Here is a 17,362-nt window from a genome sequence, read left to right as displayed (position 1 = left end):
TTTCCCCTTCATCCTCTATACTTTTTCCTTAGGTGAAAATGAGATTTCAACCGGGAATAAAAGCGAAAACAGACGCTTACAATAAATGAAATACAGCCTTGAAAGGGAGATGACAATTGAGCGAGCTTTGGTACACGGAGAAGCAAACGAAGAATTTCGGCATTACATTGAAGGTTAATCAAACATTACATACAGAACAGACGGAATTTCAGCATTTAGAAATGGTGGAAACGGAAGAATTCGGAAACATGCTGTTCTTAGACGGAATGGTCATGACGTCAGAAAAAGACGAGTTCGTCTATCATGAAATGGTTGCACACGTACCGTTATTTACGCACCCGAATCCGGAGAACGTCCTTGTTGTTGGCGGCGGCGACGGCGGCGTCATCAGAGAAATTCTGAAGCATCCGAGCGTAAAAAAAGCGACGCTTGTTGACATTGACGGCAAGGTGATCGAATACTCGAAAAAATTCCTTCCGTCTATCGCGGGCAAGCTTGAAGATCCGCGCGTAGACGTGAGAGTGGATGACGGCTTCATGCACATCGCAAAATCTGAAAATGAATACGACGTGATTATGGTAGACTCAACAGAACCGGTCGGACCGGCTGTCAATCTGTTCTCAAAAGGCTTCTACGCCGGCATTTCCAAAGCATTAAAAGAAGACGGCATTTTCGTCGCGCAGACGGACAACCCATGGTTTACGCCTGAATTGATCACAAATGTACAGCGTGACGTGAAAGAAATCTTCCCGATTACGCGTCTGTATACGGCGAATATCCCGACATATCCAAGCGGTCTGTGGACATTTACGATCGGCTCTAAAAAGTACGATCCGCTTGAAGTGGAAGACAGCAGCTTCTTTGATATCGACACAAAATATTACACGAAAGAGCTTCACAAAGCGGCGTTTGTCCTGCCGAAATTTGTGAGTGATCTGATTAAATAAAAAACGTACGGCGCAGGAGCGAATCTTGCGCTTTTTTAAAGGAAGGCGAGGGTTTTACAATGAGGTTTGACGAAGCATATTCAGGAAAAGTATTTATCGCAAGCCGCCCCGATTGGAAAGAGGCGGACGCCATCCTTTACGGCATGCCGATGGATTGGACGGTCAGCTACCGCCCGGGCTCACGGTTTGGCCCCGGAAGGATCCGTGAGGTATCGATCGGCCTTGAGGAATACAGCCCGTATCTCGACCGCGATCTGGCTGATTTGAATTTCTTTGACGCCGGCGACATTCCGCTGCCGTTCGGCAACCCGCAAAAAAGCCTTGATATGATCGAGGAATACGTGGACAGCATTTTAGAAAAAGGCAAGTTCCCGCTTGGAATGGGAGGGGAGCACCTCGTGTCATGGCCTGTCTTTAAAGCCATGCACAAGAAGTTTCCGGACCTTGCCATCATCCACTTTGACGCGCATACCGACCTGCGCACGGATTACGAAGGAGAACCGCTTTCCCACTCCACGCCGATCCGCAAAGCGGCTGAGTTAATCGGGCCGCAAAACGTATTCTCGTTCGGCATCCGCTCAGGGATGAAGGAAGAATTTGAATGGGCGAAGGAAAACGGCATGCACATTTCTAAATTTGAAGTGCTTGAGCCGCTGAAAAAAGTGCTGCCGCAGCTTGCGGGCCGCCCGGTCTATGTCACGATCGACATCGACGTCCTTGACCCCGCCCATGCGCCGGGAACGGGCACGGTTGACGCAGGAGGCATTACCTCTAAGGAATTGCTCGCGTCCATCCACGAAATCGCACGCTCAGAAGTAAATGTAAAAGGCGCCGACCTGGTAGAAGTCGCACCGGTCTATGATCACTCAGAACAAACCGCAAACACGGCAAGCAAGATGATTCGTGAAATGCTGCTTGGGTTTGTGAAATAGAGGAAGAAATAAAAGCCCGGAAACCTTGCGATCCGGGTTTTTTGTATTAGATTCAATCTCCTGAAATGTAAGAGGCTTGAAGGGATTGCCCTGCAAACCTAAAGTGAGTAGTTCATTATAAATTCAGATCATTGCACGTTCAGAAACATGATAATGAGGAGTTAAGCTGTTCGCTATACCTACTGATACAAATAGCGAACTCAAAGCAAAACAGACTATAAGTAATTTATACTTCAACTTCATATAAATTCACTCCCCCTTGGATTTGTTGTCTGGCTTCTTCAACTTTTAAAAAATAGACAGAAGCTTTTTTATAATCTTCTTTTTTGTAATAATATTTAGCTACATCAAGGGCTAATTCCTCAATGTCAGCGTACATCATTTTATTTTCAAGAAAATGCAGACAATCGTTTATTAATGTATCTCTCGGATTCAGCGCGTATAAATATTCCAAAAATTTAAATTTTTCTTCGTAGATGATATCATCTATATCCTTACATATTGAGATACCTTTTTTATGATACTCGCGCGCAAACTCTATATTTTCTAACTTAAAATAAATCTGTGTAAGTAAGAAGTAGGGCTGCGGAAGTGAATGAATAACTTGGGCTTTTTCAAAAACAGCAATGGCTTCTTTTAAGTACTGAATGGCTTCATCTTTATTGTTTTGATTATTATGGCATAAAGCGATGTTAAAAAGTGTTCTCCCCATTAATTGCGGCTGCTGTTCCAGTTCAGCCATTGTATATGCCTTTTGAAAGTGAGATAACGCATGATCATATTGCTTTACATCAAGATAGTTAGCTCCAAATAAAGAATGGCACTGGGTCAATCTAATATTATAATTAGTTCCATTTTTGTAAATTAAATAAGCTTGCCGCGCATAGTCCATTGAAACGTAAGTTTGTTTCATATAATAATAGACTTCTGACATTTTAAAGTAAAATTCAGCTTTTTCAATATGATCTTTAACAAACGTCAGTTTGCTTTCAGCTTTTTTGAAGAACTGAATGGCAGTGAGGTATTCACGGCATTCCAGCTCATACATCCCCCGGAAAAAATTAAAATAATAATCAAGCCGTCCAGTCAGCCGAGCCTGCTTCTTATCAATATCCGCAAGCAAATCCGATAGTCTCGGCTGTTCTTCAATCCGCTGTGATTCCAGCGGTTCGAGGTATTCGAGCATCAGGTTGTGGCGGAATTCCATGAGAGAATAGTACAGGTGGAGGTCCTGGTCGTCTTCTATGCGTTCAAGTTCTTCTTTGATCTCTCTTCGCAAGTACTCGGCGTCCGGGATGCTGAACCTTCGGATGTACATGTACCATTCGTTGATTTTTTCTCCAACCGCTGAAGACGATAAAACACTAGCCACTATTCCGAATCCCTCCCTTCCACGTTATGTATATGACATATTTTATCATTTTCATTCGGAAGAAAAGCGCAAAAATACCGCAATCTTTTTTCGTCAGACCGAATCAGCCCGCCATCCGTTCTGTAAAACAAACTTTTATCCTCCTTCAACTGTACAAGCAATTTCCCGGAGACACCGTAATCTATTTATTACTGCCGCATAGCATGGCAGTTACGTCTTCAGAAGGAAGTGAAGCAAATGAAAGAGAATGAGCTTGCCTTTAAAGAGAAGACCGACGGACAGCTGGAGAATTGTTTGTGCTTTTGTGAAGAAGAAATCAACCGTGAAGCGCCGTTTCAAGTGCCGTTTGAGGTTCCGGAGGGGTTTGTCGTTGATTCTGATGAAGCTGTCGGGGCTGTCACTTGGAACTCGGACAATCTTTCCTGTGTCAGTGAACCTTGCTTAACTTGGACCGGGCCGGCGCCTGAGGATATTAGCATGAATTATGCGGTGCGGCTGCAAGGAACGGTTACGCTTCTTGTCAGTGTATCTCCCGTGCGTAATCAATATGGACAAGGGAATGGAGCTATTACCGTTATCCATACAGAAGCCATCGATCAAATCGTTTATTATTCCGCTCAGTCTGATGATTGTCCTGATTTCAGCCGCATCACAATAGAAGATATATTGGTTGTGCCGCCTTTTTACGGAAGTCCGCTGACGGTAACCGGAACGATTATTTTTGCCCCGAAACCGGAGCTCCGATCATACGTGTTTACTGCTAATCGTAACGACAGAACGGTTTCTGTGATTGATGCGGCATTAAATGCCGTTGTGAAAACCATTTCTTTCTCTGATGTTCCGACTGGTTTGGGCGTCACACGTGATAAAGCGTATACGTATGTCCTTCACGGGAATACCAATTTTGTCTCTGTCATTGATAATGAAACATTGACCGTTACGCATACCATAACGCTCGGAGGCGCGCCCAGAAAAATTCAATTTGAATCAACCGGCGGGTCTGCATATATTCTGGCCTCCGGTTCCATCTATATGATTAATATTGCCTCTCAATCTATTACCAATGTGATACCGGTACCGGGTGGTGATGATTTTGCGCTTGATCCTAACGGACAGTTTGCCTATACGACTAACCCGGGTTCTTGGTCAGTAGATAAATATGATGTGAATACCGGCCAGCTGACCGACAGAATGATCGACACGTTTGAATATCCGAGTTTGATTGAAACCCCGTTTGCCGGAGATTTTGCTTATGTGATGAATGGTGAATTATTTCCGAAAAGTGTAACTGAAATCGATTTATCAACGTTCAGCAGGGGTTCTGACTTTAACCGTTTTTTTGAAATTCTGAATGCAATCGTATTTTCTCCTGACAGCACCCGCGCTTATTTTCTGGAGCCATATTTCGATCCGTTTCTTACTGACAATTTGACTGTTGTCGATACAGCAAGGCAAAGAATAATTGCAAACGTGTCACTGCCGGGAGCAGTTGATCTGACAGTAACGCCGGACAATGATTATATCTATGCGGCCGAGCTTTATGCCAATACGGTAACCGTGTATCGTACGAGTGACTATACAGCTGTAACCGTAATCCCGGTCGGCGCAGGTCCGTCTGCCATTGCAATGTAGGCGGTTTTACAGGCGGAGAGAAGCTGAACCGCAAGATGTATGTTTCCTCCAAACATAGGGGCGTTAATATCGAAGATAAATGATATCTCGTCCCTCTTTTTAACAGAAAGCTTTTTATAAGGTTTATCTTCAAAACCAATCAGCAAAGATGGTAAGATAGGAGGAAGCGGTTGAACTTTTTCCCTTGAATGCTTATACTATTCAGGTTAAGCGGGATGATGAAAAGGAAGTGTCAGCATGAGACAAGAGACACCAGTTGCCATTCATGTTCATTCATTCATTCAGAACGGCTCGGAGGAAGAGTCGGTTGAATTTACATCGGATGGATTCTATTACGTGAGAAACGGCAAAACTTATCTTACCTATCATGAAGAACACGATTTGGGCAAGATTAAAACAGTCGTCAAAATCACAGAAAAAGAGATTCTCGTAATGAGGTCGGGCGCCATTCAAATGAAACAGCGGTTCATACCCGGGGCTTCGACAATCACTCAATATAAACTGCCGTTCGGCCAAATGAAGCTGCAAACGAAAACGAAAGACATACATTCAGATGTCGGCGGTCCTCAGGGCTCCGTCAAGATGACATATACGATGACTGTAGGCGAAAACCAAGAACATGTACATAACATGACGATTCGATATAAGGAGGAAGCAAAGGCATGAATATTGCGGAACAAATGAAGGACGTGCTGAAGGAAGAAATTAAAGCAGCCGTCCTGAAAGCGGGACTGGCGGAAGAAAGCCAGATTCCAAACGTACTATTAGAAACGCCGAAAGACAAAACCCACGGTGATTACTCAACAAATATGGCGATGCAGCTGGCAAGAATCGCAAAAAAAGCCCCGCGCCAAATCGCCGAGGAGCTTGTGGCTTCATTTGATAAGGGCAAGGCTTCCATTGAAAAGCTGGATATCGCAGGGCCGGGCTTTATCAATTTCTACATGAATAACAGCTACTTAACGAAACTCATTCCGTCAGTGCTTGAACAAGGTGAAGCATACGGTGAGACAAATGTCGGAAAAGGCGAGAAAATTCAAGTCGAATTCGTGTCCGCCAACCCGACCGGAGACCTTCATTTAGGCCACGCGCGCGGAGCGGCAGTCGGTGATGCGCTTTGCAACGTGCTTTCTAAAGCAGGCTATGACGTGAGCCGGGAATACTACATTAATGATGCGGGGAACCAGATCAACAATTTGGCGCTTTCAGTCGAAGTCCGTTATTTCGAAGCGCTCGGCCTTGAAAAGCAGATGCCAGAAGACGGCTACCGCGGCGAAGATATTATCGCAATCGGAAAACGCCTTGCTGAAGAATTCGGTGACCGGTTCGTCAATGAAGAGGAAAGCGAGCGCCTTGCGTTTTTCCGCGAATACGGCCTAAAGGTCGAACTTGATAAACTTCGCGCAGACTTGGAAAACTTCCGAGTGCCTTTTGACGTATGGTATTCTGAAACGTCACTGTACGAAAACGGAAAAATTGATCAAGCGCTTGAGGCGCTTCGGAAAACGGGGCATGTCTATGAAGAGGACGGCGCGACTTGGTTCCGTTCCACGACGTTCGGTGATGACAAAGACCGCGTGCTGATCAAAAAAGACGGCTCATACACGTATCTGCTGCCGGATATTGCTTATCATAAAGACAAACTCGACCGCGGTTTTGACAAGCTGATCAATGTATGGGGCGCGGATCACCACGGCTATATTCCGCGTATGAAAGCGGCGATTGAAGCGCTCGGATATGAAAAAGGCACATTAGAAGTGGAAATCATTCAGCTCGTTCATTTGTATAAAAACGGCGAGAAAATGAAAATGAGCAAACGTACGGGGAAAGCTGTCACGATGCGTGATCTGATCGAAGAAGTCGGCCTTGACGCCGTTCGTTATTTCTTCGCGATGCGCAGCGCCGACACACACATGGATTTTGATTTGGATCTTGCGGTATCGACGTCAAATGAAAACCCTGTGTATTATGCACAATACGCACATGCCCGTATTTGCAGCATGCTTCGCCAAGGTGAAGAGCAGGGCTTACAGCCTGGCAAAGACCTTGATTTCAGCGGCATTTCCACTGAAAAAGAATACGACCTTCTGAAAACGATCGGCGGGTTCCCGGAGGCTGTGGCGGAAGCTGCGGAAAAACGCATCCCGCACCGCGTAACCAACTACATTTATGACTTGGCATCCGCTCTGCACAGCTTCTACAATGCGGAGAAAGTCATCGATCCTGAAAATGAAGAGAAGAGCCGCGCGCGCCTGGCTTTAATGAAGGCGACGCAAATTACGCTGAACAATGCACTTCAGCTGATCGGCGTATCGGCTCCGGAAAAAATGTAATCATCATGAAAGGACAAAGCCTTCGGGCTTTGTCTTTTTTTGTATATAAAGCGTGTGATGTAATTCACAATCCTGTACACCGAGTTTTTGTATGATAAGACTGATATTGAATCAGTGAAAGGGGCAAGCCGAATGATCAATCGTCAACATATTCAATTATCGTTACAGTCATTAAGCTTAGTGGCAGGGTTTATGGTGTGGGTGCTGATTTCGTCGCTCATTTCCCAAATGACATCAGATATTCATTTAAGCAAAGGCGAGATTTCATTGGTGGTGGCGATTCCTGTTATCCTCGGATCGCTTCTCCGCATTCCTTTAGGGTATTTAACGAACAGGTTTGGCGCGCGGCTGATGTTTATGATCAGCTTCATCCTGCTTTTGTTTCCTGTGTTTTGGATCAGTATCGCGGATTCTCTGTTTGATTTAATCGCGGGCGGCTTTTTCTTAGGGATCGGGGGAGCGGTATTCTCCATCGGAGTGACATCGCTTCCGAAATATTATCCGAAGGAAAAGCACGGTGTCGTCAATGGGATTTACGGTGCGGGAAACATCGGAACCGCCATTACCACATTTGCGGCGCCGGTTATTGCTCAAGCCGCGGGATGGAAAGCAACCGTGCAGATGTATCTTGTTTTGCTGGCTGTCTTTGCATTACTGCACGTTTTGTTCGGCGATCGGCATGAAAAGAAGGTCAACGTTTCCGTAAAGACTCAAATCAAAGCCGTTTACCGAAATCATGTGCTGTGGTTTTTGAGCCTGTTTTATTTTATTACGTTTGGCGCCTTTGTCGCCTTTACCATCTATCTGCCGAACTTTTTGGTTGAGCATTTCGGGCTGAACCCTGCGGATGCAGGGTTGCGGACGGCTGGCTTTATTGCGGTCTCTACGCTGCTCAGGCCTGTGGGAGGATTTCTTGCAGATAAAATGGACCCGCTCCGCATTTTGATGTTCGTTTTCGCAGGGCTTACGCTATCAGGCATTATTTTGTCATTCTCGCCGACGATCGGCCTTTATGCGTTTGGATCATTAACGGTGGCAGTCTGCTCAGGTATTGGAAACGGGACGGTATTTAAACTGGTGCCTTTCTATTTTTCGAATCAAGCAGGGATTGCCAACGGTATTGTGTCTGCTATGGGCGGACTGGGCGGTTTTTTCCCACCGCTTATTCTGGCAAGTGTATTTCAGGCAACAGGCCAATACGCCATCGGGTTTATGGCACTTTCAGAGGCTGCGTTAGCCAGCTTTGTTCTTGTGATCTGGATGTATTGGCAGGGAAAAATGAAAACACATACGGAGAGAAACAGTCAGAGCGTCAACTAATACTGGTCCATTCACAAGATTGTTAGTTTTTTCTGGATGGGTGCAAATCAATTCACGTTACAATAAACATACGCAACGTGACTTTCTTCGAGGTGAGCTCATGAATATTCTCTCTGTTCGAAAATCTGATAAAGATCTTCTTTCCAGCGAACTGCATGAATTGCTGGAATCGATCAGCACGAAAAGGAAAATGAAAAAACACACATATTTGTTTCAAGAAGGAATGGATGCAGAAGAGCTTTACCTGATTCAATCAGGGCTCATTGAAATCGGCAAGCTAACGTCTGACGGAAAAGACCTGACGCTTAGAATCTGCCAAAAAAACGATATTGTCGGTGAACTGACACTGTTCACAGAAGAGCCGAGATATATGCTCAGTGCAAAAGTGTTAGAGGATGGCGAGGTGCTCGTCATTAATAAAAACAAGCTGGAAAAGGAATTAATCCAAAACGGTGATTTGACTTTTGAATTTATGAAATGGATGAGCACCCACCTCCGAAAAATCCAGTCCAAAATCAGGGATCTGCTTCTTCACGGCAAAAAAGGGGCGCTCTATTCTACCCTTATCCGCTTATCAAACAGCTACGGGGTGGAACGAAGCGACGGGATTCTGATTAACATTGTGCTGACAAATCAGGATTTGGCAAAGTTTTGTGCGGCGGCAAGGGAAAGCGTCAACCGCATGTTGGGAGACCTCCGTAAACAAGGGGTTATTTCGATAGACGAAACCGGAAAAATTATTTTGCACAAGCGGGACTATTTACGGCGTGAGATCGAGTGTGAAAACTGCCCGCTGGAGATTTGCAATATTGACTGAAAGAACAAGGACAGCCGATGTCCTTGTTTTTTATCTTGTCATATATGCACACATGACGGCGAAAAAGAAGCCGGCATTTACGATTTCAAGAATGCCGATCGTTTTCGCAGGCCAATCTCTCCCGTGAAAAAACCATGCCCGCAAACTGCTTGGGACAAAAGCAAGGAATGCCCAGCCTGCTCCGAGAAGAGCTGATAAAAAGGGGAGCAAGAGATGATATCCCCATGACCAGTATGCAAATGTTCGGTTTTTTCTCTCCCGAATGACCGACTTCACATAAAAAGAACTCCCGATAAAAAATAAAGCAGACTGCAAGAATATAAACCAAGCCCAGCCGTCAAGGGTTCCCGTTCCAAGCCAGCAGCTGGCAAGCCCGCCTGAACAAAAGAACAAGACGCCTGCAATATCGTTCGTTAGCGCTCGTTCGTTTTTTCGGCGGGCATAATGCATATGGATAAGAAACAGCGGCAATAAAGAAATGCCGACCCAGATGAGTTGCGGCTTATGAATGGCAGAGGCAATCAGAAAGCAGCAAGCCGGAAAACCGTAGTACCATATCCACTTTTGAAAGGGCTTACGTTGTTTCTTTTTCAAGGCAAGCGAAACGGGGTAAACCGCCAAGTAAAGGAAAAGCCAGCCTAGGAGTAGCGGAATATGCCAGAAAATCGGACCTCCCTTGACCATGCCGAGTAAAAATGGAATCAGCAGCATCGCCCATGCGCCGTGCTGCTTCGGAATCATCGCCTTCATCGAAGTCCTCCTTTTTTATTTCATTATAAATGCAAACATCCTCCTGATCAGTGACATTCATCATACAAGCTGTGAAATACATCACTGCTGTACAGGCTCAATCGAGCTACACTAAAGCTATCCTTAGCACAGGAGGCTTTCCTATGAATCAGTGTGACTATTTATTATTTCTGAAACAACTTCCTATGTTTAATGAAGTGCCTTTATCCATTGTCGAAACCTTGCTGAAAAACGGGACGTTTATCCGCGGCTCATCTGATCAGTCTCCATCCTTTCTTCATTCACAATCCGTTTATATTGTTTTAAAAGGCAGTATCCGTTTTAAGGACAGCAGGCTCCCTGAAGGATCGCAAACCGTTGGGCTGTGGGAAAAAGGCGATGTGTTTCCGATTGATGAAAAAGGCGGGCAGTATCTATCGCCTTTTATCTCAGTCAATGCCTCCCCAGATATTCTAATCCTCAATATTCCTTATTCCGTATTTAAGAAAATGATGTCTTACCATCCGCAGCTGCAAATGAATTTTTTGGCGATGCTTCAGCAAAATGTCTTTTGTTCCTATCAGTTGTTTTTGCGGTATCTGCATACATCACAGGATGAAAACGCCGAGCCCGGTTCTTAAAAAGAACCGGTTTTTTTGATCTTTGAATGAAAGGCGGCGTTCAGGCGTCTTCATCACATCCTGTGAAAGTCCTTCCTTCTCCTTTGTGTGAACATTTTGTGAAAAAAGCAAGGTTTGTGACATAGTTCACAAGGAGACACGCTGTCTCTGTTTATAGTGAATATAGCATCACCTGACTCGGAAGGAGTGAACGATCATGAAGAAAAAGAAAATGAGTCCGTTGTTCAGGAGATTAAACTATTTTTCTCCTATCGAACATCATTCAAATAAACATAGCCAAACCACCCGCGAAGATCGTGATTGGGAGAATGTATACAGAAACAGATGGCAGTACGACAAAGTTGTTCGCTCCACCCACGGCGTCAACTGCACGGGGTCTTGCAGCTGGAATATTTATGTGAAAAACGGAATTGTCACGTGGGAAGGACAAAACTTGAATTATCCATCAACAGGTCCGGATATGCCTGATTTCGAACCGAGAGGCTGTCCGCGGGGGGCCAGTTTTTCATGGTACATCTACAGCCCGCTCCGTGTGAAATATCCATACGTGCGCGGTGTGCTGATCAATTTGTGGCGGGAAGCATTGCAGGCTCATCAAAATCCATTGGAAGCCTGGAAATCGATCGTTGAACATCCTGAAAAAGCGAAGTCCTATAAACAGGCAAGAGGGAAAGGCGGTTTTGTGCGCGCTGAGTGGCAGGAGGTGCTGAAGCTGATTTCAGCCTCTCTGCTGTATACAGTCATGAAATACGGGCCTGACCGGAATGTCGGTTTTTCTCCGATCCCGGCGATGTCCATGATCAGCCACGCATCAGGTTCGCGATTCATGTCTTTAATCGGCGGCCCTATGCTCAGTTTCTATGACTGGTATGCGGATCTTCCTCCGGCATCCCCGCAAATTTGGGGCGACCAGACGGACGTTCCGGAAAGCAGTGATTGGTACAATTCAGGCTATATCATCACATGGGGCTCGAACGTTCCGTTAACGAGAACGCCTGATGCGCATTTTTTGGCGGAAGCCCGCTATAAAGGCGCTAAGGTCATTTCAATCAGCCCGGATTTTGCGGAATCCTCAAAGTTCGCGGATGACTGGCTGAGTATCCGCCAAGGGACTGACGGGGCGCTTGCGATGGCGATGGGCCACGTCATTTTGCAGGAGTTTTATGTGAATCAGGAGACAGAGCGTTTTATCAAGTACGCAAAGCAATACACGGATTTTCCATTCTTCGTCACCCTGTCAAAAGAAAATGGCGTGTATACAGCGGGACGGTTTCTGCATGCGAAGGACATCGGGCGGCAGACAAAGCATGATCAGTGGAAGCCTGCGGTCTGGAATGAACAGACAAATGCGTTTGCCATACCGCAAGGAACAATGGGCTCGCGCTGGGACGGGCAGCAGAAATGGAACCTGCACATGATTGATGAAGAAACCGGGGAACCGATTGAACCCCGTCTCTCTGTGCTCGGAATAGAGGACGAAATCGGCACGGTGCGCATCCCGTATTTTTCAAATGACGGAAACAAAGTGCTCGAGCGGGATCTTCCTATTAAAAAAATGAACCTGAACGGTGAAGAGACGTACGTCACGACCGTGTTTGACTTGATACTGGCTAACTACGGCGTAAACCGGGGCATCGGTCAGCAATCAGCTGTCTCCTATGATGATCCTGAGCCGTTTACACCCGGCTGGCAGGAACAAATGACAGGAATCAAAAAAGAAGCTGTCATTAAGCTTGCCAGAGAGTTCGCCCAAAATGCGATCGATACAGACGGCAGGTCCATGATTATCGTAGGGGCGGGGATAAACCACTGGTTCAACTCCGACACAATCTACCGAGCTGTGTTAAATCTTGTTTTACTCGTAGGCGCCCAAGGCGTAAACGGCGGAGGCTGGGCCCATTATGTGGGGCAGGAAAAGCTCCGTCCTGCTGAAGGGTGGCAGACGATTGCAACTGCAAAGGACTGGGAAGGCGTGCCTAAGCTGCAAAACGGCACCTCGTTTTTCTACTTTGCGACAGATCAGTGGCGTTACGAGGACCAGCCGATCAGTGATTTGGCATCACCGATTGCTGCGTCATCCCGCTACAAGCACCACGCCGATTACAATGTGCTGGCGGCGCGGCTGGGGTGGCTTCCGTCTTATCCGACGTTCAATCAAAATGGCATCGATCTGTACAAAGAAGCTGAAAAAGCGGGGGCAGCAACACCTGAAGACGTAGGTGCGTACGTGGCCTCACAGCTTCAAGAGAAAAAACTGAAATTCGCAATTGAAGATCCTGACAATGAAGTGAATTTCCCAAGGAATCTCTTCGTATGGCGGGCAAATCTGATCTCCAGCTCAGGAAAAGGTCATGAATATTTTCTCAAGCATCTGCTGGGGACGACGAACGGTTTGATGAATGACGACAGCGACAGCATCCGCCCTGAAGAAATCAAATGGCGGGAGCAGGCGCCGGAAGGAAAGCTCGACTTATTAATCAATCTCGATTTTCGAATGGCCGGTACGGCGCTGTATTCCGATATCGTGCTGCCGGCGGCGACATGGTATGAAAAACACGATCTCAGCAGTACAGATATGCATCCGTTCATTCACCCTTTTGCTCCGGCCATCTCGGCACCGTGGGAATCGAAGTCAGACTGGGATATTTTCAAAGCACTCTCAAAAGCTGTTTCCGATCTTGCAGAAGAAGTCGATATGGAGCCGGTAAAAGAAGTGGTCGCGACGCCGCTCCTTCACGACACCATGCAGGAATTGGCGCAGCCGTTCGGCAAAATCAATGACTGGAGCAAGGGCGAATGTGAAGCCATTCCGGGAAAAACGATGCCGAACATCCAAGTAGTAGAACGGGATTACAAGCACATTTTTCATAAAATGACCGCACTCGGGCCTAACGTTGCTTTAAAACCGAGCGGAACAAAAGGCATGAATTGGTCGATAGCCGATGAATATGAATCACTCAAAAAGAGACTGGGAGAAACCGGTTCGGACAGTGTTGCAAAGGGATGTCCGAATATAAGTGAAGCGAAGCAGGCGGCGGAAGCGATTTTAACCCTGTCGTCCACCTCAAATGGAAAAGTCGCCGTAAAAGCATGGAAATCACTTGAAAACATTACAAACCTGAAGCTGAAAGACCTGGCGGAAGAACGTGAGGAAGAATGCTTTACGTTCGAACAAATCACAGCCCAGCCGAAAACGGTCATCACGTCTCCGGCATTTACCGGCTCTGAAAAAGGGGGGCGCAGGTACTCGCCGTTTACGACCAATGTAGAAAAGTTAATTCCGTGGCGGACATTGACGGGCAGACAATCCTATTATGTCGATCATGAACTGATGATGGAATTCGGTGAAACGATGGCGACATTTAAACCGATCCTCCAGCATCGTCCGTTCCTAAGCAAGCGGCCTGATCAAGAGGGCAAAGAAATCGTCCTCAATTATTTGACGCCGCATAATAAATGGTCCGTCCACAGCATGTATTTTGATTCTCTCCCGATGCTGACGCTCTTCCGCGGCGGGCCGACCGTGTGGATGAATAAAGATGATGCAGAGGACACGGATATCAAAGACAACGATTGGATTGAATGCTTTAACCGAAACGGCGTTGTCGTCGCGAGAGCGGTTTTGTCTCACCGGATTCCTAAAGGAATGGCGTTTATGCACCATGCACAGGACCGCCACATCAACGTGCCCGGCACAAAACTGACGAATAACCGAGGCGGCACCCATAACAGCCCGACAAGGATTCACGTCAAGCCGACTCAGATGATCGGGGGCTACGCCCAGCTCAGCTACGGCTTCAACTATTACGGCCCAACGGGGAATCAGCGCGACCTGAACGTCGTCATCCGCAAGCTGAAGGAGGTCGATTGGCTTGAAGATTAAAGCGCAAATCGGGATGGTCATGAACTTGGATAAATGCATCGGCTGCCACACATGCAGCGTCACCTGCAAAAACACGTGGACAAACCGTTCCGGTGCAGAATATATGTACTTCAATAATGTAGAAACAAAGCCGGGCATCGGCTACCCGAAGCAATGGGAGGACCAGGACAAATATAAAGGCGGCTGGACGTTGAAAAAAGGAAAGCTTGAGCTGAAATCCGGCCCGAAAACCAATCGGCTTGCAGGCCTTTTCTATAATCCGAATCAGCCGTCAATTGATGATTACTATGAACCTTGGAACTATGATTATGAAACATTAACAAACAGCCCGCAAAAAAAACACCAGCCTGTGGCGCGGCCGAAATCGTCACTGACGGGGGATTTCATGAATATCGAATGGGGCCCGAACTGGGAGGATGATCTCGCAGGCGGCCATATTACAGGGCTTGAAGATCCGAACGTTCAAAAAATGGAGGAATCGATCAAAACGGAATTCGATGAGGTCTTTATGATGTATCTGCCGCGTATTTGCGAGCACTGCATCAACCCGGCGTGCGTTTCATCCTGTCCGTCCGGCGCCATGTACAAACGCGAGGAGGACGGCATTGTGCTTGTGGATCAAAACGCATGCCGTTCATGGAGATATTGTGTCTCATCCTGCCCTTATAAAAAAGTCTATTTTAACTGGCAAACGAACAAAGCGGAAAAATGCACACTCTGCTTTCCGCGCTTAGAGGCGGGACTGCCGACCATCTGCTCCGAAACGTGTGTCGGCAGAATCCGATATCTGGGTGTCATGCTGTATGACGCGGACAAAGTGGAGGAAGCGGCATCTGTTGAAAATGAAAAGGATCTCTACCATTCCCAATTGGATGTTTTTCTTGATCCGAATGATCCTGAGATTGCCAAACTTGCAAAAGAGCAAGGCATCCCGGCCGAATGGATAGAGGCCGCGCAGCAATCGCCTATCTATAAAATGATTATTGACTGGAAGATTGCGCTGCCGCTTCATCCTGAGTACCGGACGCTGCCGATGGTTTGGTACATTCCGCCGCTAAGCCCGATTATGAATCTCTTTGAAGGAGAAGGCAGCCGGCAATCTGCGGAAGATATTTTTCCGGCTATCGACCAAATGAGAATCCCGATTGACTATTTGGCGCAGCTCTTAACGGCTGGTGATACGGATCATATTCGGTCAACGTTAAAGAAAATGTCTGTCATGCGCCAGTATATGAGAGCGGTCCAGACGAATAAATCCATCGACCCGGCACTGATTTCCAGTGTCGGCTTAACAGAACAGCAAATTGAAGACATGTACCGGCTGCTGGCGATTGCCAAATATGATGACCGCTTTGTGATCCCGAGCAGCCACCGGGAAGAAGTGTCTGATTTATACGCTGAACAGGGAAGCTGCGGCTTATCATTTTCAGGCGGCCCCGGTTCCTGTTTCTAACTTTTGATAAATGAGGTGTAACAAGATGAACACCACAGACCGGCAAATTACGTTTTCCGCTCTTTCCTGTCTTCTCTCTTATCCGGATGAAGAGTGGAGAGCTGAGCTTCCCGATTGGAAGGCTCTTATCCATGAAATCAGCAACCAGCAAATCCGGGAGAAGCTTCTGTACTTTTTCGAGGCGTCAGCCAGCTTTTCTCCGGAAGCGCTGATTGAACACTATGTCTATACGTTCGACTTCGGGAAAAAAACAAATATGTACGTCACTTACTTTAACTCGGGCGAGCAAAGGGAGCGCGGCATTGAATTGCTGCATTTAAAAAACACATACCAGCAATCCGGTTTCCTGCCGACAGAGAAAGAACTGCCTGATTATCTGCCGCTGATGCTGGAATTTGCCGCGGTTGCAGAAATTGAAGCAGCGAGAAGCGTGTTTGAGAAATATCTGTCCAATGTGAGGGAGCTGGCATCCCGCCTCGAAAAAAATGACAGTATATACGCCGAGCTGCTGCACGTGCTGCTGGCCGCGCTGGAAGGCATCGGCGTACGTGAAAGCATGGAAGGGGCTGTTCAGGAATGAGCGGGCAGATCCTCTGGGGCGTGATGCCATACATTGTATTGACGATCTTTATCGGCGGCCATATTTACCGCTACCAGCATGACCAATTTGGCTGGACCGCTAAATCAAGCGAGATGTTAGAAAAGAAAAAACTTGCGGCGGGCAGCACGCTTTTTCACTGGGGCATGCTGTGTGTCATCGGCGGCCATATCATGGGAATTCTGATCCCGGAAGCCGTGTACGCTTCCATTGGCATTTCCGAGCATGTTTATCACAAAATGGCGATTGGCGCGGGCCTGCCGGCAGGGATCGCGGCATGTATCGGCCTGTTCATCCTGACGTACAGAAGACTGTTTGACAAAAGAATCCGCAACACCAGCTCACCGTCGGATTTTCTTACGCTCATTCTGCTGCTGTTTATGATGCTGTCGGGCGTTGCCGCCACATTTCTCAACATTGATTCAAAGGGCTTTGATTACCGGACAACAGTCGGTCCGTGGTTCAGGGAGCTCTTTATGTTCAGGCCTGATTCCTCTTTGATGGAGAGTGTCCCGCTATGGTTTAAGCTTCATATCATCATAGGATACGTCGTTTTTATTCTGTGGCCGTTTACGAGATTGGTTCACGTATTCAGCCTGCCGCTCAAATATTTGACCCGCAGCTATGTTGTATATCGGAAACGCTCATAAAAATCCCCCTTGCAAGAGGGGGATTTTTATGATGATGAAAAGTCTTTATAACATA

15 protein-coding genes are annotated in these 17,362 nt (G+C 46.8%); 12 read left to right on the top strand and 3 right to left on the bottom strand.

The features are described 5' to 3' along the window. The first annotated feature begins 116 nt into the window (after positions 1-116). Positions 117-947, top strand: a complete 831-nt coding sequence (gene speE / locus KY305_RS03195; protein WP_223061314.1) for a spermidine synthase — start codon at positions 117-119, stop codon at positions 945-947. A gap of 59 nt (positions 948-1,006) precedes the next feature. Beyond that, positions 1,007-1,879 carry an agmatinase gene (gene speB / locus KY305_RS03190; protein WP_214799983.1) on the top strand — a complete coding sequence of 291 codons (873 nt, stop codon included), beginning with the start codon at positions 1,007-1,009 and terminating at the stop codon, positions 1,877-1,879. 123 nt (positions 1,880-2,002) lie between these two features. Here the strand turns inward: speB and KY305_RS03185 are convergent, their stop codons facing one another. Together KY305_RS03185 and KY305_RS03180 are read right to left on the bottom strand one after the other, a co-directional pair. After that, on the bottom strand, positions 2,003-2,122 hold the full coding sequence (locus KY305_RS03185) for a PhrC/PhrF family phosphatase-inhibitory pheromone (RefSeq protein WP_223061313.1): 120 nt from the start codon (positions 2,120-2,122) through the stop codon (positions 2,003-2,005). Further along, complete coding sequence (locus tag KY305_RS03180; RefSeq protein WP_223061312.1) at positions 2,106-3,251, bottom strand: response regulator aspartate phosphatase; 1,146 nt, start codon at positions 3,249-3,251, stop codon at positions 2,106-2,108. The genes KY305_RS03185 and KY305_RS03180 overlap by 17 nt, the downstream gene beginning before the upstream one ends. A gap of 237 nt (positions 3,252-3,488) precedes the next feature. Between KY305_RS03180 and KY305_RS03175 the strand changes: the two genes are divergently transcribed. From KY305_RS03175 to fnr, 5 genes are all read left to right on the top strand, one after another. Next, complete coding sequence (locus tag KY305_RS03175) at positions 3,489-4,883, top strand: YncE family protein (RefSeq protein ID WP_223061311.1); 1,395 nt, start codon at positions 3,489-3,491, stop codon at positions 4,881-4,883. A 237-nt stretch (positions 4,884-5,120) separates the two neighbouring features. Next, positions 5,121-5,549 (top strand): YwiB family protein, encoded by a 429-nt coding sequence (locus KY305_RS03170; protein WP_223061310.1) that lies wholly within the window; start codon positions 5,121-5,123, stop codon positions 5,547-5,549. Next, complete coding sequence (argS, locus tag KY305_RS03165; protein WP_223061309.1) at positions 5,546-7,216, top strand: arginine--tRNA ligase; 1,671 nt, start codon at positions 5,546-5,548, stop codon at positions 7,214-7,216. The genes KY305_RS03170 and argS overlap by 4 nt, the downstream gene beginning before the upstream one ends. Before the next feature lie 132 nt (positions 7,217-7,348). Further along, positions 7,349-8,536: a nitrate transporter NarK gene (gene narK, locus KY305_RS03160; protein WP_223061308.1), complete on the top strand. Its 1,188-nt coding sequence runs from the start codon at positions 7,349-7,351 to the stop codon at positions 8,534-8,536. Positions 8,537-8,636: 100 nt separating this feature from the next. Continuing rightward, complete coding sequence (gene fnr, locus KY305_RS03155) at positions 8,637-9,353, top strand: fumarate/nitrate reduction transcriptional regulator Fnr (protein WP_223061307.1); 717 nt, start codon at positions 8,637-8,639, stop codon at positions 9,351-9,353. A gap of 30 nt (positions 9,354-9,383) precedes the next feature. Here fnr and KY305_RS03150 read toward each other — a convergent pair whose 3' ends face one another. Continuing rightward, positions 9,384-10,103: a YwiC-like family protein gene (locus KY305_RS03150; protein WP_223061306.1), complete on the bottom strand. Its 720-nt coding sequence runs from the start codon at positions 10,101-10,103 to the stop codon at positions 9,384-9,386. Between the two features lie 143 nt (positions 10,104-10,246). On the opposite strand from KY305_RS03150, the gene KY305_RS03145 reads away from it, so the two are divergent. From KY305_RS03145 to narI, 5 genes are all read left to right on the top strand, one after another. After that, positions 10,247-10,723 carry a cyclic nucleotide-binding domain-containing protein gene (locus KY305_RS03145; protein ID WP_223061305.1) on the top strand — a complete coding sequence of 159 codons (477 nt, stop codon included), beginning with the start codon at positions 10,247-10,249 and terminating at the stop codon, positions 10,721-10,723. 196 nt (positions 10,724-10,919) lie between these two features. After that, positions 10,920-14,606: a nitrate reductase subunit alpha gene (locus KY305_RS03140; protein ID WP_223061304.1), complete on the top strand. Its 3,687-nt coding sequence runs from the start codon at positions 10,920-10,922 to the stop codon at positions 14,604-14,606. Next, entirely contained in the window at positions 14,596-16,059 is a 1,464-nt protein-coding gene (gene narH / locus KY305_RS03135; RefSeq protein ID WP_223061303.1) for a nitrate reductase subunit beta, read from the top strand. Before KY305_RS03140 ends, narH begins: the two co-directional genes overlap by 11 nt. 25 nt (positions 16,060-16,084) lie before the next feature. Continuing rightward, complete coding sequence (gene narJ, locus KY305_RS03130; RefSeq protein WP_223061302.1) at positions 16,085-16,639, top strand: nitrate reductase molybdenum cofactor assembly chaperone; 555 nt, start codon at positions 16,085-16,087, stop codon at positions 16,637-16,639. After that, positions 16,636-17,307 (top strand): respiratory nitrate reductase subunit gamma, encoded by a 672-nt coding sequence (gene narI, locus KY305_RS03125; protein ID WP_223061301.1) that lies wholly within the window; start codon positions 16,636-16,638, stop codon positions 17,305-17,307. Before narJ ends, narI begins: the two co-directional genes overlap by 4 nt. The last annotated feature ends 55 nt before the right edge of the window (positions 17,308-17,362 follow it).

The organism is Bacillus sp. YC2 (assembly GCF_019891195.1).
Lineage (GTDB): Bacteria > Bacillota > Bacilli > Bacillales > Bacillaceae > Bacillus.
Note: the sequence above shows the minus strand (reverse complement) of the source record. Positions and strands in the feature narration are given on the sequence as shown.